Source organism: Sphaerisporangium sp. NPDC004334, from assembly GCF_053602655.1.
Genome location: NZ_JBSGDZ010000005.1, coordinates 301,216 through 322,508, shown reverse-complemented (window position 1 = coordinate 322,508; position 21,293 = coordinate 301,216). Strand labels below are relative to the sequence as shown.

The following is a 21,293-nucleotide window of genomic DNA, read 5'->3' as shown; positions in this document are numbered from 1 at the left end:
TCTCCTCTACGCGGGTGGTGGCGGCGGATCGTGTCCGGGAGCGGACGGGAAGCCGGTGCGGGCGGTGCGGCCGTCGCGCCTGTTCGCTCACCACGCCGGCATGGAGGCACGTCGATCAGAAAGAGATGCTCTGGCCGACCGAACTGCTGATGGCGACGTCCTCTCCCGGGTTGAGCCCGAGGGTCTGCTGGTCGTTGGTCAGTTCAGCCTGGAGCGCCTCGCGCAAGGTGGCGTTGATGCGCGCCTTGGCCTCGTCCGAGAGCGACGTCATCAGGCGCTTCTGGACGTTCGCCGCGTCTTCGACGGGTGTGACCACGTGTAGGTCGAGGTCCTGGGGTTCCATCTCGATCGCCTCCATCCGGGGTTATCCCTTTTGTTTCCAGGCATGCCGCAGGCGCATTCGGCTTGGCAGAAATCGCGGCGGTGGGCCTGCACTAGTCATAACAAACAGAATGGAACGGTCAAGGGTTTCACCGAGAAAAGGTGTCGATCGCATTGGTCGATCTTGAATTACCCGAGAATGATGATCCGTTGCGTGGGCCGCCGAGTTTTTCGATGGAGCGCCACGTTTTCCGGTCAATCGACTCAGACGCGGTAAATTAGAGCAGTTCGCCCATATCGGACCCGCACGTCGTCCATGGCGCCCGGCCGGCGGACGCCGGGGGCGCCCCCGCCTGTCCCCCGCCGGCCACAGGTCCGGCGCCGACACCCGGAACCGCGACTCGGCCGGTACGTCGGCTTATCGCCGCGGGCATCACGCCGCGCGGTCGCGAGGAGGTGTCGACAAAGAAGGAGAGGCGGGACTCCCGGGACATATGCGGCCGCAGTGGTGCGGTTCGCGCCTCCGATCCGCGCGGCGGGCCGCGGCCGAGCATCCGCGGGAATCCAATGGCGGTCTCCCCGGAAGCGCGGAATACGATTCTTCGAGCTGACAATGCGGCGACCGGTGAGCGCCCATGCCGATGGCGGCCGCGACGGTGGCCGCCATCGGTGCGGGTGCAGCGCGCCGTCCCGCGGGACGGGCGCCGGGACCCGCGGCTAGGTGAGCGGGCAGGTGTCGCGGTACTCCGAGATCGCGATGCTGCGCGGCGCCGGGCAGAGGAACTGGTCATAGCGGGTGTCGTCGTCGATGAAGCGCTTCATCCACGAGATCATGTACTTGGCCATCGTGGTGTTGGAGGTCTGCGGGAAGAAGTGCGAGGCGCCCGTGAGCTCCATGTACGCCTTCTCGGTCGACGAGGGGATGCTGGTGTAGAAGGGCTGGGAGTGCGTGGCCACCGGCGCGATGGTGTCCGCCTGGCCACCGATGATCATGGTGGGGACGCGCACGCCCGACCAGCTCTTGTCGAGGTTCCACGGGGCGATGGGGATGGCGGCCTGCAGCGAGGGGCGCGCGTTCGCGGCCTCCAGCGTGCCGCCGCCGCCCATGGAGTGCCCGGCCACGGCCAGACGCGTGGTGTCGATGCGGGCCCGCACCGTGCTGCTGCTGTTCCTGACCAGGTAGTCCAGCGCGGCGAGCAACTGCCTGCCCCGGCTGTCGGGCTGGTCGTACAGGGTGTTGGTCTCGATGCCGAACACGACGAACCCCTGCGAGGCGAGCCGGGGTCCGAGCCAGCTGAGGCTCGACCAGGTGGCGGTGTACCCCGGGGAGATGGCGATGGCGCCGAAGGTCCCCTGGCTGGTGTCGGTCGGATAGTAGATGGTGCCACCGCCGAACCCGCTGACGCTCAGCGAGGACACCGAGGTCTGGGCGGTCGCGAACGGCCCGCGGGCCGCCTCGATGCTCGCGTTGGTGGGCGCCGGGCCGCGCTCGTAGGGGCCTGCCGCCGCGTGCGCGCCGGGGGCCGCGGCGAGGGGGCCGCCGGTCAGGGCCAGGGCCAGGCACACCTTGGTGATGAGCCGCGTCCCGAACCGCCGCCGGGGGACGGCGGCCCGGTCTCGCAGGAGGGTGGCGGCGGGCAGGGGGGTGAGGGAGAGGATCTCGCGTGGCTGCACGTTCGTGTGCTCCCTGTCGGTGGGGGGACCAGCGGGCGAGGCGCCCGGCGACCCGGCGGCGGCCCGAAGCAGGCGGCCGGGGGGCGGCCGGCACGGTTCGGACGGGGACGCCGCAGGTCAGCGGGGCGCTTCCGCTGACTACTGACTGACGCAATTGTGAGATCCCGAAGTCAGCCGCGCATCGGCGAAATCACCGGTCTTGACCGGAAGGCGCTCACCCGCCTGCTCGCCGTCAGGACAGGAGGCGGGCCAGATCCACGCGGGAGCGGATGCCGAGTTGGGCGAAGATGTTCCGCAGGTGGTGGTCGACGGTGCGGGGGCTGATGACCAGCCGTGCCGCCACCTCGCGATTGGTGGCGCCCTCCGCGACCATCCGCGCGATCTGCTCCTGCTGCGCCGTGAGCCGGGCGATCTGGGCCTGGCGGTCCGCCTGGCGCTCGCCCTCCGGCAGGTGGGAGAACGGCCGGGCCGCCGGGGTGGACGGGGGCGGGACGGCCTGCCCGGCGGCGCGCAGTTCGGCGCGTGCCTGGGCCGCCCACAGCCGGGCGCCGAACCGTTCGAAGGCGTCGAGCGCACTGTGGAGGTGTTCCCGCGCCGCGCCGGGACGCCGGTCGCGGCGCAGCGCGCCGCCGAACAACAGCTCCGTCCTGGCCGTCTCGAACTCGCACGACCCGCGGTGGTGCAGGTCGAGAGCGTGGCGGAACAGCTCCTCCGACGCGCCCGGCTCGGCGAGCAACGCGTGGCATCGCGCCGCGAGCGCGAGCCGGTCGGGGTTTCGCGTGCTGCCCGCCCAGCGGTCGAGCACGTCCAGCGCGGCCATGGCGTCCTGCCGTTCGCCGGTGCGCGCCGCGGCCTCGATGAAGGTGGGGGTGGCCATCACCCGGACGACCACGTGGCCGTTGCGGAGCTCGGCGCGCAGCCGGCCGGCGGCGTCGGCGGCGCGGCCGCGGGACAGGTCGAGGTGGGCGAGCGCCCAGTTGCCGAGCGCCGCCGCCACGCCGAGCCCGTGGGCGTCGGCGACCTCCAGGGCGGCCGCGGCCCGGGTGCGGCAGGTCTCCTTGTCGCCCTGGACGGCCGCGGCGAGCGCGAGCCACGCCAGATGCTGGCCCGCGGTGTTGTGCTGGCCGGTCTCCTGGGCGAGCCGCAGCCCTTCGATGGCGTGGCGGGTGACCGATCCGTACCGGCCGAGCCAGAGTTCGGCGTTGATGACGGCCGACAGCAGTTGCGGCAGCGCCGAAGCCCCTCCCCGTCCGCGCGCGCTATCGACGGCCCGGGTGGCCAGGGCGAGCGCGTTGGCGTCGTCGCCGAGCAGCAGGCCGGCCGATCCGGCCCATACCAGCATGGCCGTGCTGTGGACATGGGGCGCCAGGAGCAGGACGCGGCGCAGCGGCTCGGCGGCCTCGGCGTGCCGCCCGCGCAGGGTGGCCGCCATGCCTTCGAGGAACTCGAACATCAGCCGGGTGGCCGGGCGCTCGTCGGGACGGCGCAGGACGGCGGCGCGCCGGGCGATGGCGAGGAAGCGCTGATGGTCGCCGGCGAAGTAGCCGGCCTCGGCGGCGCGGACCAGGGCGCGGACGCCGAGGGAGCGGTCGCGGTCGAGCAGCCACCCGGCGGCGGCCAGAAACCTGTCGTGCGCGCTGCCGGTCTCGCCGCCGAGCAGCTCCAGGTTGCCGCGCAGCAGCTCGGCCTGGCCGCGCATCTCCGCGGGGACGGTGAGCGGCGACAGCCGGGCGAGCAGCGCCCTGGCCCGTTGCGGGTGGCCCGAGATGGACGCGTGGTGGGCGGCCGCCGCAAGCCGGGCGGCCTTGACCTCGCCGTGCTCGGTCAGCTCCGCGGCACGTTCGAGGGCGAGATAGGGCTCGGGATGACCGGCGTGCGGGCCGGCGGCCTGCGCCGCCTCGGCGAGCTCGGCGGCCAGCTCGTCCACCGAGCCGTCGAGGGCGGCGGCGCGGTGCCAGGCCCGCCGCAGGCGCTGGTGGTCGTGATGGAGCACGCCGGCGAGCAGGCGGTGCGCGGCGCGCCGGGCGGCCGGGGAGGCGGCGGCGTAGACGACCGGACCCATCACGGGCTCGGCGAAGGCGTACCGGTCGCCCTCGGCGGTGAGGACGCCGGCGACCTCGGCCGGTTCGAGCAGGTCCAGCACGTGCCCGGGCGAGACGCCCCCGCCGTGACCTCGTCCGGCGTCCGGCGGGACGCCGCCGCCGTACCGTTCTCCGGCTTCGGACGGTGCGGTGTCGCCGTGGCGTGGTCCGGCGGCGCGGACCAGGGTGGGGATGTCGAGGTCGGGGTCGGCGGCGACCAGCAGGAGCAGCGCCCGGGTGGCCTCGGGCAGCGCCGCGACCCGGCGGGTGTGGGCGCGCCAGAGCCGGCCGCCCGGCGGGACGGAGACGGGAGGCGCGTGCGTGCCGGCGAGCCGGCCCGGCGTGAGCGATCCGGTCAGTTCGGCCAGGGCGAGGGGGACGCCGTGGGCGAGCCGTTCGAGCGACGCGCGCAGGTCCTCGCCCAGCCCGGGCGGGGCGAGGTCGTCGAGCATCCGCCTGGCGGCGGCCGGGTCGAGCGGGCCCAGCACCCGCACGGGCACCTCGTCATCCAGCGCCGCCCCGTGGCCCGGCGGCCGGTCGGCGGTGAACAGGAAGGCGACCGGCTCGGCGGCCAGGCGGCGGGCGGCGAACAGCAGCAGGTCGTGGCTGGCCGCGTCGAGGTGGTGCAGGTCGTCGACGCAGACCAGGACGGGCCCGCGGGCGGCCAGGGACGCCAGCCACTCCAGCACCGCGACCGCCGGCCCGAGCGCGTCCCCGGCCTCCTGCGTGGGGGCCACCGGGCTGAACGGGGCGGCGGCGGTCCGGGCCCGCCGGCGTGCCGCCGAAGGCCGACCCCCTGCCGCTGCCGCCGGGGTGGGCCCGCCGGAGGCGGTGGCGCCTGGAGCACGCGGACCCGTGGCCGGGAGGGGCCGGGAGGCCGGGGGGAGGTGGAGGGTGGCGCGCAGGAGGGCGGCCTGCGGTTCGGGAAGGTGAGGGCCGGGGTCTCCGAGGGGGCGCAGGAGGCGGTGGAGGGCGGCGTGGGGCAGGCCGTGCTCGCTTTCGGCGCCGCGGGTGCGCAGGACCAGGAAGCCGCGCGCCTGCCCGGCGGCGTGGTCGAGCAGGGCCGTCTTGCCCATGCCGGGCCCGCCGGCGAAGAGCATGGCGCCGCCCGAGCCGGTGCGGGCTCGGTCCAGCAGCCGCCGGACCGCATCCTGCTCGGCGTCTCTGCCGCGCAGGACGGCCAGCCGGGCGGGGAGTGACGCGGGAGACACGTCTTCCAGTGTTACGCCGAGTTCTCACCCATCGGAAGGGACATGTCCGGTCTGTTGCTTACAGGCCGTTGACTCGGCTGTAGCACGTATGTAACCTTTGGCCAACGCTCTGCAAGAATCTTGCAAATCCCTGCTCGCTTTCGTTCCACAGCCTGCAACTTCCGGCTGGACCGCAACGCGTCCGTGCGTCCGCCCGGCTCCCATAAGGGAGGCCCCCGGTGATGTCGGTCTCGGCATCGCGCTGCCGGTCACCGCCGGCGTTACCAGCGCGGCCCCAATCCCCGATCCAGCGCACCCCTATCCCCTCCCGCGCTCCGAGCGCGGCGTCATCCTCCCTGCCGGCGACCCCCGGCGCGGAGTCCGCGCGGGCCCTTCCCCGCCCCCTGCCTCTGCCTCTGGCTCGAGATCACCACCCCCCGGCGACCACTGCCGGCGCCACGGCGCCGCCGCGATCCGTCGTCCCAGACGAGAGATAGAGAACGCGATGAGAAAGAAGCACCCCCCGGTATTACGGCTGGTCGCGGCGCTGCTCGCGGCCGGCCTGCTCGTCCTGGCGGGCCCGGTCCTGCCGGCGTCCGCGGTGGCCGGGCCGAACCTGGCCACGGGCAAGGCCGTCACCGCGAGCAGCTTCACCGACGTCTACACGGCCGGCAACGTCAACGACGGCAACCAGAGCACCTACTGGGAGAGCGCCAACAACGCCTTCCCGCAGTGGATCCAGGTGGACCTCGGATCCAGCAGGAGCGTGAACGGCGTCGTCCTCAAGCTCCCCACCTCAGGCTGGGGCGCGCGCACCCAGACCCTGACCGTCCAGGGCAGCACGACCGGGTCGAGCTTCTCCACCATCGTGGGGTCGGCCGGCTACACCTTCACCGGCGGCAACACGGTGACCATCGACTTCGCCACGACCACCACCCGGTACGTGCGGCTGACCATCACCGGCAACACCGGGTGGCCGGCGGGCCAACTGTCGGAGTTCGAGGTGTACGGTCCGGTCACCGGTGACACCCAGGCGCCGAGCGCCCCGTCCAACCTGGCCTACACCCAGCCGGCCTCCGGGCAGATCAAGCTGACCTGGAACGCCTCCACCGACGACGTGGGCGTCACCGGCTACACCATCTACGCCAACAACGCCGTGCGCGGCACGGTGGCGGGCGGCGTGCTGACCTACACCGACTCCCAGCCCGACACCGCGACCGTGTCCTACCAGGTCACCGCCAAGGACGCCGCGGGACACGAGTCGGCGGCGAGCAACACCGTCACCCGCACGGGCGGCGGGGGCGGCGGCTCCAACCTGGCCCGCGGCAAGCCGATCACCGCGTCGTCGTTCGTGCACACCTTCGTCGCCACCAACGCCAACGACGGTGACCTGACGACGTACTGGGAGGGCGCGGGGAGCAGCTATCCCAACACGCTGACGGTGCAGCTCGGCGCGAACGCGAGCGTCGACCAGGTCGTGCTGAAGCTGAACCCCGACAGCGCGTGGGGCACCCGCACGCAGACCATCCAGGTGCTCGGCCGCGACCAGAACTCCACGACCTTCACCAGCCTGGCCTCGGCCGCGACCTACACCTTCAACCCGGCGTCGGGCAACACGGTGACGATCCCGGTGTCCGCCACGGTGGCCGACGTCCAGCTCCGGTTCACCGCCAACTCCGGCGCGCCGGCCGGGCAGGTGGCCGAGTTCCAGGTCATCGGCACCGCCGCCCCGAACCCCGACCTGACCGTCACCGGCATCACCTCCTCTCCCGCCTCGCCGGTGGAGACCGACGCCGTCACGCTGTCGGCGACCGTGCGCAACGGCGGCACGGCGGCCTCGGGCGCGACGAACGTCAACCTCTACCTGGGGAGCACCAAGGTCGGCACCGCGTCGGTCGGCGCACTGGCCGCCGGGGCCTCCACCACCGTCTCGGCCAACATCGGGCCGCGCGACGCGGGCACCTACCCCATCACCGCCAAGGTGGACGAGTCCAACGGCGTCGTGGAGCTGAACGAGGCCAACAACTCCTACACCAGCCCCACCTCGCTCACGGTCCGGCCGGTGGACAGCTCCGACCTGGTGCCCGTGGGGAGCTGGACGCCGAGCAACCCGGCGGCGGGCAACACCGTCACCTTCACCGTGGCGATCAAGAACCAGGGCACCGTGGCCTCGGCGTCCGGCGCGCACGGCATCACGCTGACCGTCACCAACGACGGCGGGACGGTCGTGCGGACGCTGACCGGCTCCTACAGCGGCGCGATCGCGGCCGGCGCCACCACGGCGCCGATCAACCTGGGCACCTGGACGGCGGTCAACGGCAAGTACACCGTCAGGACGGTGCTGGCCGCCGACGCCAACGAGCTGCCGGTCAAGCAGGCCAACAACACCACCAGCCAGTCGTTCTTCGTCGGCCGGGGCGCCAACATGCCCTACGACATGTACGAGGCCGAGGACGCGGTGGCCGGCGGCGGCGCGCAGGTCGTCGGGCCGAGCAGGGACATCGGCACCGTCGCGGGCGAGGCGTCCGGGCGCAGGGCCGTGACGCTGAACGGCAACGGCAGCTACGTCGAGTTCACCACCAAGGCGAGCACCAACACCCTGGTCACCCGCTTCTCCATCCCGGACTCCTCCGGCGGCGGCGGCATCGACTCGACGCTGAACATCTACGTCAACGGCGTCTTCCTCAAGCCGATCAACCTGACCTCGCGGTACACCTGGGTGTACGGCGCCGAGGCGAGCCCGTCGAACTCGCCGGGCGCCGGACCGCCGCGGCACATCTACGACGAGGCCGGCGTCATGCTGGGGCAGACCGTCCCGGCCGGCAGCAAGATCCGGCTGCAGAAGGACCCGGCGAACGGCACGACGTACGCGATCGACTTCATCAACCTGGAGCAGGTGTCGCCGATCGCCAACCCCGACCCCGCCAGGTACGCGGTGCCGGCGGGCTTCACCCACCAGGACGTGCAGAACGCCCTGGACAAGGCGCGGATGGACACCACGGGCACGCTGGTGGGCGTCTACCTGCCGCCGGGCACCTACGACACCGCCTCGAAGTTCAACGTGTACGGCAAGGCGATCAAGGTGGTCGGCGCCGGGCCGTGGTACACCCAGTTCCGCGCGCCGCAGAACCAGGAGAACACCGACGTCGGCTTCGACGCCTCCTCCTCGGCGAACGGCTCCTCCTTCTCCGGGTTCGCCTACTTCGGCAACTACACCAACCGCATCGACGGCCCGGGCAAGGTGTTCAACTGGGCCAACGTCGCCGACATGACGATCGACAACGTGTGGAACGAGCACACGGTCTGCCTGTACTGGGGCCAGAACACCGACCGGATCACGATCAAGAACTCGCGGATCCGCGACCTGTGGGCCGATGGCATCAACATGACCAACGGCAGCACCGACAACCACGTCACCAACATCGAGGCCCGCACGACCGGTGACGACAGCTTCGCGCTGTTCTCGGCCATCGACGCCGGGGGGGCCGACGAGAAGAACAACCTCTACGAGAACCTGACCGCCCTGACGCCCTGGCGCGCCGCCGGCGTGGCCGTCTACGGCGGGTACGCCAACACCTTCCGCAACATCTACATCGCCGACACGCTGGTGTACTCGGGCATCACGATCAGCTCGCTGGACTTCGGGTACGCGATGAACGGGTTCGGCGCCGATCCGCCCACCCAGTTCCAGAACATCTCGATCGTCCGCGCGGGCGGCCACTTCTGGGGCCAGCAGACCTTCCCGGCCATCTGGCTCTTCTCGGCCTCGAAGGTGTTCCAGGGCATCCGCATCAGCGACGTGGACATCGTGGACCCGACCTACAGCGGGATCATGTTCCAGACGCAGTACATCGGCGGCCAGCCGGTGAACCCGATCAAGGACACCGTCCTGACCAACGTCACGATCTCCGGCGCCCGTAAGAGCGGCGACGCGTTCGACGCCAAGTCCGGGTTCGGCGTCTGGGCGAACGAGCTGCCCGAACCGGGCCAGGGCCCGGCGGTCGGCTCGGCGACGTTCAACAACCTGGTGCTGAGGGACAACGCCGTGGACATCAGGAACACGACCTCGACCTTCACCATCGTCCGCAACTGACCTGAGAACGACCCGCGCGGCCGGCCCACGACCGAACCGAGACCGAGCCGCGCGGCCGGCCCACGACCGAACCGAGACCGAGCCGCGCGGCCGGCCCACGACTGAACCGAGACCGACCCGCGGCCGACCCGCGGCCGACCCGCGAATGCTCCCGGGGCCCATCGCCCCGGGAGCATTCGCGTATCCCGCCACCAGTATTGCCTACCTGCAATATGGGGATTACGGTTGACCGTGCCATATCGAGGGGAAGACGCGATGACCTTGACGTTCCACTGGTTCCTGCCCACCTACGGCGACAGCCGGGACGTGGTGGGCGGCGGTCACGGCCTGCCCGCCGGCTCGGCCGGCGGCGCCCGGCCCGCCACGCTGGCCTACCTCCGGCAGATCGTGCAGGCGGCCGAGCAGCTCGGCTTCGTCGGGGCGCTCACGCCCACCGGCGCCTGGTGCGAGGACGCGTGGCTGACCACGGCCATGCTGGCCGCCACCACCGAGCGCCTGAAGTTCCTGGTCGCCTTCCGGCCCGGCTTCGTCTCCCCCACCCTGGCCGCGCAGATGACCGCCACCTTCCAGCGGCACTCCCAGGGACGGCTGCTGCTCAACGTGGTGACCGGCGGCGAGAGCCACGAACAGCGCGCGTACGGCGACTTCCTGGACAAGGACGCCCGCTACGCGCGGACCGACGAGTTCCTGCACATCGTCAGGTCGCTGTGGCGGGGCGAGAGCGTCGACTTCACCGGCGAGCACCTGCGCGTGGAGGGCGCGCGCCTGGACCGGCTGCCCGACCCGGTGCCGGAGGTCTACTTCGGCGGCTCCTCCCCCGCCGCGGGGCGGGTGGCGGCCCGGCACGTGGACGCCTACCTCACCTGGGGCGAGCCGCCGGCGGCCGTCGCCGAGAAGATCGCCTGGGTGAACGGCCTGGCCGCGGCCGAGGGACGCGCGCTCAAGCACGGCATCAGGCTGCACGTCATCACCCGGGACACCGGCGAGCAGGCCTGGGCGCAGGCCCGCAGGCTGCTGGACGGCATCGACCCGTCCACCGTCGAGAAGGTGCAGGCGGGCCTGGCCCGCAGCGAGTCCGAGGGGCAGAAGCGCATGCTCGCCCTGCACGGCGGCAGGCGGGACGAGCTGGAGATCTATCCCAACCTGTGGGCGGGCGTCGGCCTGGTTCGCGGCGGCGCGGGAACGGCCCTGGTCGGCAGCCACACCGAGGTGGCCGACCGCATCGAGGAGTACCACCGCCTGGGCATCACCGAGTTCGTCATGTCCGGCCACCCGCACGTCGAAGAGGCGTACTGGTTCGGCGAGGGCGTCCTGCCGATCCTGCGCGAGCGCGGCCTGTGGCGCCACCCCGCCGCCACCGACGAGACCGCCGCCGCCATCCCCTTCGCCGCCACCGGCTCCGGCTGACCTCCGAGCGCGGAACGCGCGAGGGCCGCGGGAGAGGTTCTCCCGCGGCCCTCGCGGCCGTTCACGGCCCGGTGGCGGCCCCGCGCGGGGCCGGCCTCAGGTCAGATCCGAGCATTTACGGGCGTCGGGGTCCTTGCCGGCGCCCGGCACCCAGCGGACGTTGGCGAAGGACACCGAGAAGGCGGCCTCGGTGTAGACCAGGAACGGCGTGTTGACGTTCTCGAAGTCCAGGTTCGGCGAGAAGCACGACACCGGGATCTTGACGGTGGCCTTGCTCCCGCCATCCTTGGTGGCCGATGTCAGCAGAACGACCGAACGCGGGAAGTCAGCGGTGGCCCAAAGCGGACGTCTCTGTAACGTCATGGGCACGAAGCTTGTTATAGACGGCATCGAAGGTAAGGCCGGCGACGAAGCCGATCGGCAAGATGAAGAAGATGAGACGCCGGGCTCCATCGCCATTTAGCATGTCAGGCGTGGTAGCGATCTGAGCGGCCACGAACAACAGACAGGCCACCGATCCCGCCGCAGCCCCGAGCACGGCGGTTCGTACCCATTGACCGCCCTGTTCCGAGGCGTTACGGACAATGGCACCACAGGTAGCGGCGAACAATGGAGCGGCCACGAGGAGGGCAACGAGCGCCGGACTGCCTGACGGTGCGGCGTAGATGAATGGGATCGTCGCCACCGACATCAGGAGCAAAAGCGCCCCCACTGCGAGACCGGCCATGGCGCGACGCTCAAAACGCCACTCGCGGCGCCTCTCCTCATCACGGGCCGCCATCCTCCTTTTATGCTGCCCAACCAGCGAACCGACTATCGCGCGCGCGGATCCGGTGTTCCACTCGTTCGCCATGACGGCCAGATCCTCGGGGTTCGTGTGAGCAGGCTCGTTCGCCAGCCGGTGCCAGACTTGCTCGGCTGCTCCTCCGAGACAGGCGACAGGGCAAAGCGCGACACTCCTGGAAATGGATATCAACCCTGCGATGAACGTCGACCTCCCGCCACCGATCAGGAGCACACCGTCCAACGTGAGAAGCGATCGATAATAACTGACTTCCCAGTCGTTGCTAGCCTCCGGTCGCAAGTCGAAGAGTTCACGGTGGTCTATCATCTCTATGAATGACATGTCACCACCAAAAGGCCCGCTCACTTGAATGGAAAGCTCACCCGCACCACCGCCCTCGACATACCCCCGGACGACGGCCTCCTCTATGAACTTCTCATCGCTGCTGTACACCACGATTCTGCATTTCTGAATGGCGAGCTCACGGCCCAGCTCAACCGCAGCCTGGAGCGCCAGGTTGGATGTGCGTAGGGGGGGATCGTAGGAGCGTCCAGGGTGTGCACTGCCGATGACCGCGACGCGCGGCTGCATGGCCTCTCCCTTCGGATGAATCTCTGTGCGTGCACTCGACGGTACGCCGCTGAGACCTCGGTCGCCATAGGGTTCTGGCGATCATCGTGCCACTGGTGGAAGACTTGGCAGATGAGGCAGAGGCCGGTGCTCACCTTCGTGAGCTATGCGCGAGAAGACGCTCGATATCGCGACACTTTCTTGAAATTCGCCGCGCCCTACGAACGCGCCAATCACATCGAGCTTTACCACGATGTCAGGCAACCAGCGAACAAGCTGTGGGAGGAAGATCTCGCAAACGCCATACATAATTGCGGCATAGGCGTTCTGCTCCTGACATCCGCCTTTGTCTCATCATCTTACTGCATGAATAAAGAGTTCGGCGCGCTACATGAGCGGTTCATGGCCGACCAATGCATGATACTCGCCGTCCGAGTGTCCCCTTTCCAGCTTCCCGACGACGCCCTGCTCCGAAGACACCAGTGGATTCCCAGCGACAAACCGATCACGAAATACAGCGGTACCGCCAATCAGGAGACGCAATGGTCTCATGTCGCCAAGGAACTGGGCAGGCTGGCCGCCTCCGCCTACCCTCTGGACTCCGAAAGTGAAAAATTTTCGGCCGGGACGGAGGATAACGTGCCTCAGCCCCGGCGATCTCGGCCTCCGGAGTCGGAAGGCGCCACGACGGGTGACCTTCACCGTCTCCAGAGGCGGGTTGAGCCTCGTCCCGGTGAGGACGACGACAGCGCGGTGGCCTACACCACCACCGCCAGGACCGAGATCTGCCGACTCCTGGTGTTCGACTGGCCTGCACTCGCCGACCAACTGGGTTTCAGGGCCTACGAGATCGCGACGTTTACTCGCGGGCATGAGGCTCGTCGAATGTGGGACATCCTGGAACAGCGCCACGAGCTCCGACTCCTGCGCCCTGCCCTCAAGGCCATCGGTCGCGACGACCTCGTCCGAGAACTCGACAACGGATTGATCTATGGAAGGCCCGGCACGCCGGAGTCCACAGTCGAGCGATTATTCGACAACCCCTTCATCGCATCCGATTCGCAGGCCCTCACCATCGAGACGAGCGACCTGCGAGCAGCACTACGTCAGATGCTCAGCGACCCGCAGCGACTCCCCCAGGCATGGCGAGGAAAGCGCGACACCGTCCAGGCACTCGTCCAAGCGCTGGACAATGCCATCAAAGCACCCGGAAAGCTAGGCTTCAACAACTCCCTGACCGTGGCGAACAGAATTCGCGAGAGATTGAGAAGGGCATTATCCGAAGCCGGATGACGACAGATGCCCGGCGACGCGGCCTTCGAAGCCGCGCGCGACGACCTAGCGACCTACATTCCGAAGTTCTGGCAGAAGGTGAAGAAGCCGGTTCTGTTCGTGGAGTACAGTCGGGAGAAAGGCGATGACACGTTCAAGGAGCTACTCGAACACCTTGTCACCATGCGTCGCCACGCAAGGGACGACGCCGATTTCAGGGCGTGGAGCCGCCATGAAGCCAAGGTCATGGGCGTTGAATTCAAGCTGCACCAGCAGCAGAACGTCGACTACCAGGATGACAACAACAAAAGCTGGAACGAACTGTTGATCGTCTGGGAGGAATCCCGCGAGGCCCTACAGGAGATCGCGCTCCATCTCGGCCTGTCCAGGCGCCTGGACTTTCGCGAAACCCGCTCTGGTGTCACCCTTCGCATCCCTGAGGCAGGATGACCACTTCATCCTCGTTCGGTGACTCGCGGTGGCGGACGTCCACCACCGCGTCCACAACGGTGGCGGGCCACGGGAGGGAGGATACCTCTCGTGGCCCGCGTGCCCATCGGTCTACTCAAGGGCGTCTATGTCAGGTCGGAGCATTTACGGGCGTCGGGGTCCTTGCCGGCGCCCGGCACCCAGCGGACGTTGGCGAAGGACACCGAGAAGGCGGCCTCGGTGTAGACCAGGAACGGCGTGTTGACGTTCTCGAAGTCCAGGTTCGGCGAGAAGCACGACACCGGGATCTTGACGGTGGCCTTGCTCCCCACCGGCAGGTTCTGGAACAGCGAGGTCGCCACCACCTCGGCCAGGCACGGGTACACGCAGTGCGAGCTGATCACCGTCCGGCCGGCCGGCGGCTGGTGGACGATGGTGTCGAACTCCAGAGCGGCGTCGGCGTTGAGGTAGCCGCGCAGGTCGGTGCCGCCGGCCGGGTTCTGCATGTAGAGCTGCGCGGGGCCGCCGGTCCAGGTGGCCTTGAGGCCGTCCTGCTGGAGGTTCACGTCGGAGGGCACGACGTTGATCTCGGTGTGGGCGGCCTCGCCGTCCGGGCCGATCTCGGTGCCGCCCCAGTTCTCCGCCGAGCCGATGTAGCTCTTGTAGGGGGCGACGTCGGTGCGGTTGAACACCTCCAGGTCCTCGGTGGCGGTGCCTCCGCCGCCGGTCGAGCCGCACGCGCCGGTCTGCGCGGTCTCGTCGAGGGTCCCCACCGAGCCGGTCTGCCCGTAGCGCAGGCCGTAGCCGATCGGGAAGAGCGGGTCGTAGTCCTGGTCGCCGGCGTTGAGCGGGGACTGGCAGGCGCCCTTGGGCCAGGAGTAGGACAGCTTGCCGGTGTAGCCCTGGCCCGTGCGCGGGCCGCGTACCAGCAGGTCGGCGACTCCGCCGCCCTCGGTGCCGGGCAGCCAGGCCGCGACGAACGCCTCGGAGCGGTTGAGCTCCTTGTTGACCTGCAGCGGGCGCCCGGAGAGGTACACGGTGACGACCGGGGCGCCCTTGCCGTGGACCTTGTCCAGGACGGCCAGGTCGCCGGGGTAGAGCGCGGCGGCCTGCAGCGAGCGGCGCCCGAGGTCGCCGACGCCCTCGGCGTACGGGGTCTCGCCGATCACCGCGACGACCGCGTCGTACTGCGAAGGGTCGACGCCGTCGGCCGTCTCGCTGAAGGTGACGTTGGCGGCGCCGAGCGCCTCGCGCAGGCCGGCGAGGATGCTCGTGCCGTTGGGGAAGTCGGCGTTGGTGTTGCCGGTGCCCTGCCAGCTGAGGCTCCAGCCGCCGGTCTGGTTCTGCAGGCTGTCGGCGCTCTTGCCGACGACCAGCACCTTGGACCTGGGGGACAGCGGCAGCACCCTGCCGTTGTTCTTGAGCAGTACCTGCGACTCGCGGACGGCCTTGCGCGCCAGCGCCTTGGCCTGGAGGGCGTCGGCCGAGCCGGCGAAGGCGCGCGCCGAGGGCTTGGGCGCGGTGAACACCCCGGCGCGCAGCTTCACGCGCAGGATGCGGGTGACCGCGTCGTCGATGCGCGCCATCGGGATCTCACCGCTCTGCACCTGGGCGATGGTGTTGGCGATGAACGCCTTCCAGTCGTTGGGCACCATGATGATGTCGACGCCGGCGTTGATCGCCCGCGCACAACTGGAGTTGGTGCAGCCCGTGACCTGCCCGTGAGCGTTCCAGTCGCCGACGACCAGGCCGTCGAAGCCCATCTTGCCCTTGAGGATGTCGGTGAGGGCGTGCTTGCTGCCGTGCATCTTGCCCTCGTCGATGCCGAGGTCGGCGTTGGTCCAGCTGTTGAAGGACGCCATGACGGTCTGCGCCCCGGCCGCGAGCGCGCCGTAGTAGCCCTGGCCGTGGATGTTGATCATCTCGGCCTCGGAGGAGGGGTTCACCCCCTGGTCGGTGCCCTTGATGGTGCCGCCGTCGCCGATGTAGTGCTTGGCGGTGGCGATGACGCCCTTGTCGCCGACGCCGCGGGGGTGCATGCCCTGCAGACCGCGGATCGCCTCATAGCCGTAGGCCCGGGTGATGCGCGGGTCCTCGGAGAAGCCCTCGTAGGTGCGGCCCCACCGGTCGTCGCGCACGACGGCGAGCGTCGGGGCGAACGCCCAGTCCTGGCCGGTGGCGCGGACCTGCTTCGCCGTCGCCTCGCCGATGTCGCGGACCAGGCACGGGTCGTGCGCGGCGCCGAGCGCGATGTTGTGCGGGAAGAGCGTCGCGCCGTACACGTTGCTGTTGCCGTGGACGGCGTCGATGCCCCAGATGACGGGGATCTTGGTCCTGGTGGCGAGGGACGCCTGCCAGAACGCGTCGGCGACGTCGAGCCACGCCTTCTGCGGCGCGTGCTTGTCGCGGCCGGGCCAGGAGCCGCCGCCGTTGAGGATCGTGCCGATGGAGTACTGCGTGACCTCGGCCGGGGTGATCGCGTTGATCTCCGGCTGGGTCATCTGGCCGACCTTCTCGGCGACGGTCATGCCCGAGACGATCTTGGCGATGCGCCGCTCGTCGGCCGGGTTCTTCTTGACCCGGCTGTCGACCTTGGGCCAGTCGGACAGCTTGGGGAGGCTCTTCTCGATGCGGGCGCAGCCGTGCTCGTCCATGGCGGGCTTGCCGACCACCGGTTGCCTGTGGCCCTTCGCGCTGTCGGCGCCCGCGGTGGGCGTGCCCACGGCGCCGCCCGCGAGGAGCGCGAGGCCCGCCACCAGCGCCGTGGCGCCCCGGCGGGCTCTTGATCGGACAGGAGGTCTGGTCATGGAGCATCCGTTCTCGTTGCACTGCGCGGATCTTCCACGGCTCCCCCCGCAGCCGCACTGTTCGGATACTGACCATGTGACAGCGCCGAGTCAAGGGATGATAGAGCGCTCTCCGAGTCCCATGGGGCGCCCGGTACGGCCCTGCGGGCGGCCCGCCACCCGGTGAACACGGGGATGAGCAGGCATTCGCGCACCGCGTCCGCGGATCGGGACGACGCGGGCCAGAGAGCGCTTTCACCCTCGGCCCGCGACCGGGCGGGCGGCCGAGGATGAAAGATGCCGCCGAGCACGCCGGCGCGGTGGGGTCGCTCGGTGCGGTCGGGGCCGGTCCATGCGGTCTGGCCGGTGCGGTCAGGCCGATGCGGCTAGGCCGGCGCGGTGGGTCGCTCGGTGCGGTCGGGCCGGTCGATCCGGTCGATCCGGTCGATCCGGTCTGGCCGGTGCGGTCAGGCCGGTCGCAGCCGGAACAGCTCTTCGGCCGCCTCGACGCAGGAGGTGCCGAGCTCGTGCGCGGAGAAAAGGTGCAGCCCGTCGGCGGTCTCGATCTCCAGCATGTCCCAGCGCAGTCCGTACCGGGCGTTGGCGGCCACCCGGATGTGCTCGACCAGCGGCCAGGGCACCCGCTCGCGCCGCGCCATCCCGGTCACCACGGTGAGGCCACCCTCGTCGGCGGCCAGCCGCACCGGGGCCAGCACGTCGCGCAGGGCGAACCCGGCCAGCAGCACGGCGGCGGCCGCGCACAGCAGCATGCCGCGCGTGTCCCCCGACACGGCGAAGGCGGTGACGGCGAAGGCGGCCGCGGCGGCTCCCTTGAGGAGGGTGTACTCGCGCCGGACCCGCCACTGCCGGGAGAGGGCGGTCATACCCGAACGCTACCGTCCGCCGCGCGAGGCCCGGCCGTCTCCCGCCGTCCCGCCGTCCCCCGCCGTCTCGCCGCCCGCTTCGGGCCGGCCGCCCTCCGGCCGGCGTTCGCCCTGCCCCGGGCCCTGGCTCTCGGCCTCGCTCCCGGGCCGGGCCTCCCGGGGCTCGGCGCCGATCTCCCCCGGCATTCCGGCCTGCTCCTCGGCGTCCATCTTCCTGGTGTCGCGGGGCTCCACGTACGGTTCCCGGTCGGCGGGGTGGCCGGAGGCGATGGCGCGTCCCCGGGCCAGCTCGGCGTCGAACTCCACCCCCAGCAGCACGGCGATGTTCGTGATCCACAGCCAGACCAGGAAGACGATGACCCCGGCCAGCGCCGCGTAGGTCTTGCTGTAGGAGGAGAAGTTCGCCACGTAGAACCCGAAGACGAGCGAGGCGAGGATCCACAGGACCACGGCCAGCACGCTGCCGGGCGTCACCCAGCGGAAACCGGGCTGCGCGACGTTGGGCGCCACCCAGTACAGCAGGGCCAGGACGCCCATCACCGCCACGACCAGCACCGGCCACTTGGCGATGCTCCACACGGCGAGCCCGGTGTCGCCGACGCCGAGCACCTTGCCGGCCTGGTCGGCGAGCCCGCCGGTGAACACCACCGCCACGGCGCCGGCGGCCATGAGCACGACGAGGACCGCGGTGATGCCCACCCGCAGCGGCAGCGTCTTCCAGATGGGCCGTCCCTCCGGCATCTCGTACATCACGTTCGCCGCCCGCATGAACGCCCCGACGTACCCCGAGGCCGACCACAGCGCGACCGCGATGCCGATGGCGGTGGTGACGCCGGCGGCGCGCGGGCTGCCCTGGAGCGCGGTCAGCACCTGGCCGAGGATGTCGCGGGCGGGCCCGGGGGCGACGGCGCCGAGGTTGTCGATCAGCGGCTGGATCGCGGGCCTGCCGAACAGCCCGAGCAGCGACACCGCGGCCAGCAGCGCGGGGAACAGCGACAGCACGGCGTAGTAGGTGAGCGCGGCGGCCCAGTCGGTGACCTTGTCCTGCTGGAACTCCTTGACGGTGCGCTTGAGCACCCCCCACCACGACCGTCCCGACAGCTGCAGGGGGCCCTCGGGCGCCGTCTCCGCGTCCCCGGACCGCTGGAGGTCTCGACGCTGAATGTCGTGGTAGGTCATCTCCCGCACCATCTCCACACCGGCGCGTCGTGCGCGCCTTCTTCCCGCCCTGCCTGTGCTCCAGCGGCTGCCCAGGCGCCCGCGCGGCAAACCCGCACAGGCCGGACGCCCCAGGGCCGGGGTCACTAAGGTCGGGGAGGAGATCTCCACCAGTGCCGGGAGGAAGCATGCGCGAGCGCCGCGAGACCGTCACCGTCGCCGACGGCGGGTTCGACATGGACGTCTGGGTGCCGGAGGCGGGCCGCGGGCCCGGCCTGCTGCTGATCCAGGAGATCTTCGGCGTCGGCTCCTACATCCGCAAGGTCGCCGAGGACCTGGCCGGGCGCGGGTACGTGGTGGGCGCGCCCGACCTGTTCTGGCGGCTCCAGCGCAACTGGGAAGCCGAGCACGACCAGGAGGGGCTGGCCGGCTCGCTCCGGCTCGTCGGCCGGTTCGACTTCGAGACCGGCGTGGACGACGCCGAGGCGGCGCTCGGCGTGCTGTCCGGCCTGCCGGAGGTCGCCGGCGGCGCCGGGCTCCTCGGTTTCTGTCTCGGCGGATCGCTGGCGTACACGCTGGCGGCGCGCACCCGTCCCGCGGCCGTCGTGTCGTTCTACGGATCCTCGGTCCACGACACCCTGCACCTGATCGACCGCATCGAGGCCCCCGTCCAGTTCCACTACGGCGGCCAGGACCCCTACATCCCCCGCGACAAGGTGGCCGAGGTCGAGCGGGCGGCGGCGGGGCGCGACCACCTGGAGGTGCACGTGCAGGAGGACGCGGGCCACGCCTTCCACAACTTCGAGGCGCCGATGTTCCACCACCCCGAGGCGGCGGAGGCGAGCTGGCGGCTGGCCATGGACTTCCTGGCCCGCCACCTGCCCGTCCGCTGACCCCGCGCCGGGGCGCCGGCTAGGGGATGAACCGCTCGTCGGGGACGCAGTGGGTCATCTTCAGGCCGGTGACGTCCCGCGGGCCGTTCTTGCCCAGGTTGGACAGCCGCTCGCGGTCCTCGTCGGTGAGGTCCTGGCTGGCCAGCGGTTCCAGGTGCGCCACGTCCTCGGGCCCGATGCCGAGGCCGGAGCCGACCCGCAGGCCGAGGTCGTCCTCGACCAGGAGCAGGTGCCAGACCATCCGCTCCTGGACGGCCCGGTCGCACTGGGCCAGCATGGTGGTGAGGTTCAGCACCAGGTCGTCGCGCTCCCACTGCTCCAGGAGCAGGTAGCGCTGCCCCGCCTGCGTGTAGTCGTTGGTCCGCGGGATGCGCTTGCGGGTCACCCGTCCGCTGATGACCGGGCCCTGCTCGTCGTGCGAGGGGTACTCCGCCTCGCGGAGCCCGCCGGTGATCGAGGGCTCGTAGTTGACGTGCGGGTTCTCGCCCTGGCCGTCGACGTGGTAGGTCATGAAGCCGTCGCGCTGGTTGGTGCGCACCTGGGCGTTCTTCGCCTGGTTCACCGGGAGCTGCAGGTAGTTCGGCCCGACCCTGTACCGCTGGGTGTCGCTGTAGGAGAAGGTCCGGCCGATCAGCATCTTGTCGTCGGAGAAGTCCAGCCCGTCGATCAGCACTCCGGTGCCGAAGGAGATCTGCTCGTTCTCGGCGAAGAAGTTGGCGACGTTGCTGTTGAGCACCATCCGCCCGACCGGCAGAGCGGGGAACCGGTCCTCCGGCCACACCTTGGTGTCGTCCAGCGGGTCGAAGTCCAGCTCGGGGTGCTCGTCGTCGCTCATGATCTGCACCAGCAGCTCCCACTCGGGGTGGTCGCCGCGGTCGATGGCGTCCTGCAGGTCCTTCGTGGCGTGGCCGAGGTCGCGGCTCTGGACGACCGCCGCGTCCGCCGCCGTCATGCTCTTGACCCCCTGCTTGGGCATCCAGTGGTACTTGACCAGGTGGGTCTCGCCGCGCGCGTTCACCCACTTGTAGGTGTTCACGCCGAATCCCTGCATGTGCCGGTAGTCGGCAGGGATGCCGCGCGGGCTGAACAGGTTGACCAGCATGTGCATGCACTCGGGCGTCTGCGACATGAAGTCGAAGATGCGCCTGGGCTCCTGCCGGAACGTCACCGGGTCCGGCTTGAGGGCGTGGATGACGTCGGGGAACTTGATCGCGTCTCTGATGAAGAAGACGGCCAGGTTGTTGCCCACCAGATCCCAGTTGCCGTCTTCTGTGTAGAACTTCACCGCGAAGCCGCGCGGGTCGCGGGCCGACTCCGAGGAGTCCCGGCCGCCGATCACGGTGGAGAACCGCACGGCGACGTCCGTGCGCTTGCCCGGCTCGCTGAACGGGACGGCGCGGGTGTACCGGCTGATCGGCTCCTCTCCCAGGTAGCCGGTGGCCTCGAAGTAGCCGTAGGTCGTGATCCCGCGCGCGTGGACGACGCGCTCGGGGATGCGTTCCCGGTCGAAGTGGCTGATCTTCTCCAGGAACTGGTAGTTCTCCAGCGTGGCCGGCCCGCGCGCGCCCACCGTCCGCTGGTTCTGATTGTCGTAGACCGGGTGGCCTTGCCGGTTGGTCAGCACCGGGCGCTCGTCACCCGGCTGGGGACCCTTGCTCGACACGTCCGTCATGACGACGGCTCCCTCCGTTGGCGGTCGGTCGTCCACCCCTATCCGCGTCACGGCAAACTAAGCCCCTTGCCGGGTCAAA

14 protein-coding genes are annotated in these 21,293 nt (G+C 70.4%); 5 read left to right on the top strand and 9 right to left on the bottom strand.

Annotated elements, in window-relative coordinates:
* Positions 1–115: 115 nt before the first annotated feature.
* The 3 genes from ACWEN6_RS08465 to ACWEN6_RS08455 all read right to left on the bottom strand — a co-directional run bounded on the left by ACWEN6_RS08465 (position 116) and on the right by ACWEN6_RS08455 (position 5,287).
* Positions 116–358, bottom strand: a complete 243-nt coding sequence (locus ACWEN6_RS08465) for a hypothetical protein (protein ID WP_452569600.1) — start codon at positions 356–358, stop codon at positions 116–118.
* Between the two features lie 680 nt (positions 359–1,038).
* On the bottom strand, positions 1,039–1,896 hold the full coding sequence (locus ACWEN6_RS08460) for an alpha/beta hydrolase family protein (protein WP_452569637.1): 858 nt from the start codon (positions 1,894–1,896) through the stop codon (positions 1,039–1,041).
* Between the two features lie 331 nt (positions 1,897–2,227).
* A complete protein-coding gene (locus ACWEN6_RS08455; RefSeq protein ID WP_452569599.1) occupies positions 2,228–5,287 on the bottom strand; it encodes an AAA family ATPase in 3,060 nt (1,019 codons plus the stop codon).
* A 484-nt stretch (positions 5,288–5,771) separates the two neighbouring features.
* Here ACWEN6_RS08455 and ACWEN6_RS08450 point away from each other — a divergent pair, with 484 nt between their 5' ends.
* The gene (locus ACWEN6_RS08450) at positions 5,772–9,359 is read left to right on the top strand and encodes a discoidin domain-containing protein (protein WP_452569598.1); all 3,588 of its coding nucleotides are present in this window, start codon (positions 5,772–5,774) and stop codon (positions 9,357–9,359) included.
* 255 nt (positions 9,360–9,614) lie between these two features.
* Positions 9,615–10,766, top strand: a complete 1,152-nt coding sequence (locus tag ACWEN6_RS08445) for an LLM class flavin-dependent oxidoreductase (RefSeq protein ID WP_452569597.1) — start codon at positions 9,615–9,617, stop codon at positions 10,764–10,766.
* Between the two features lie 96 nt (positions 10,767–10,862).
* Here the strand turns inward: ACWEN6_RS08445 and ACWEN6_RS08440 are convergent, their stop codons facing one another.
* A complete protein-coding gene (locus ACWEN6_RS08440; protein WP_452569596.1) occupies positions 10,863–11,129 on the bottom strand; it encodes a putative glycoside hydrolase in 267 nt (88 codons plus the stop codon).
* The gene (locus ACWEN6_RS08435) at positions 11,092–12,141 is read right to left on the bottom strand and encodes a hypothetical protein (protein WP_452569595.1); all 1,050 of its coding nucleotides are present in this window, start codon (positions 12,139–12,141) and stop codon (positions 11,092–11,094) included. The genes ACWEN6_RS08440 and ACWEN6_RS08435 overlap by 38 nt, the downstream gene beginning before the upstream one ends.
* A gap of 126 nt (positions 12,142–12,267) precedes the next feature.
* Here ACWEN6_RS08435 and ACWEN6_RS08430 point away from each other — a divergent pair, with 126 nt between their 5' ends.
* Positions 12,268–13,413 (top strand): TIR domain-containing protein, encoded by a 1,146-nt coding sequence (locus ACWEN6_RS08430; RefSeq protein WP_452569594.1) that lies wholly within the window; start codon positions 12,268–12,270, stop codon positions 13,411–13,413.
* A 6-nt stretch (positions 13,414–13,419) separates the two neighbouring features.
* Complete coding sequence (locus tag ACWEN6_RS08425; protein ID WP_452569593.1) at positions 13,420–13,842, top strand: hypothetical protein; 423 nt, start codon at positions 13,420–13,422, stop codon at positions 13,840–13,842.
* Positions 13,843–13,967: 125 nt separating this feature from the next.
* Here the strand turns inward: ACWEN6_RS08425 and ACWEN6_RS08420 are convergent, their stop codons facing one another.
* The 3 genes from ACWEN6_RS08420 to ACWEN6_RS08410 all read right to left on the bottom strand — a co-directional run bounded on the left by ACWEN6_RS08420 (position 13,968) and on the right by ACWEN6_RS08410 (position 18,670).
* Positions 13,968–16,628, bottom strand: coding sequence for a glycoside hydrolase family 3 N-terminal domain-containing protein (locus ACWEN6_RS08420; RefSeq protein WP_452569592.1), 2,661 nt, complete (start codon positions 16,626–16,628; stop codon positions 13,968–13,970).
* Between the two features lie 446 nt (positions 16,629–17,074).
* A complete protein-coding gene (locus ACWEN6_RS08415) occupies positions 17,075–17,491 on the bottom strand; it encodes a PH domain-containing protein (RefSeq protein WP_452569591.1) in 417 nt (138 codons plus the stop codon).
* 9 nt (positions 17,492–17,500) lie between these two features.
* Positions 17,501–18,670, bottom strand: coding sequence for a YihY/virulence factor BrkB family protein (locus ACWEN6_RS08410; RefSeq protein ID WP_452569590.1), 1,170 nt, complete (start codon positions 18,668–18,670; stop codon positions 17,501–17,503).
* 167 nt (positions 18,671–18,837) lie between these two features.
* Between ACWEN6_RS08410 and ACWEN6_RS08405 the strand changes: the two genes are divergently transcribed.
* Positions 18,838–19,542: a dienelactone hydrolase family protein gene (locus ACWEN6_RS08405; RefSeq protein WP_452569589.1), complete on the top strand. Its 705-nt coding sequence runs from the start codon at positions 18,838–18,840 to the stop codon at positions 19,540–19,542.
* 19 nt (positions 19,543–19,561) lie between these two features.
* Here ACWEN6_RS08405 and ACWEN6_RS08400 read toward each other — a convergent pair whose 3' ends face one another.
* On the bottom strand, positions 19,562–21,214 hold the full coding sequence (locus ACWEN6_RS08400; RefSeq protein ID WP_452569588.1) for a catalase: 1,653 nt from the start codon (positions 21,212–21,214) through the stop codon (positions 19,562–19,564).
* Positions 21,215–21,293: the final 79 nt, after the last annotated feature.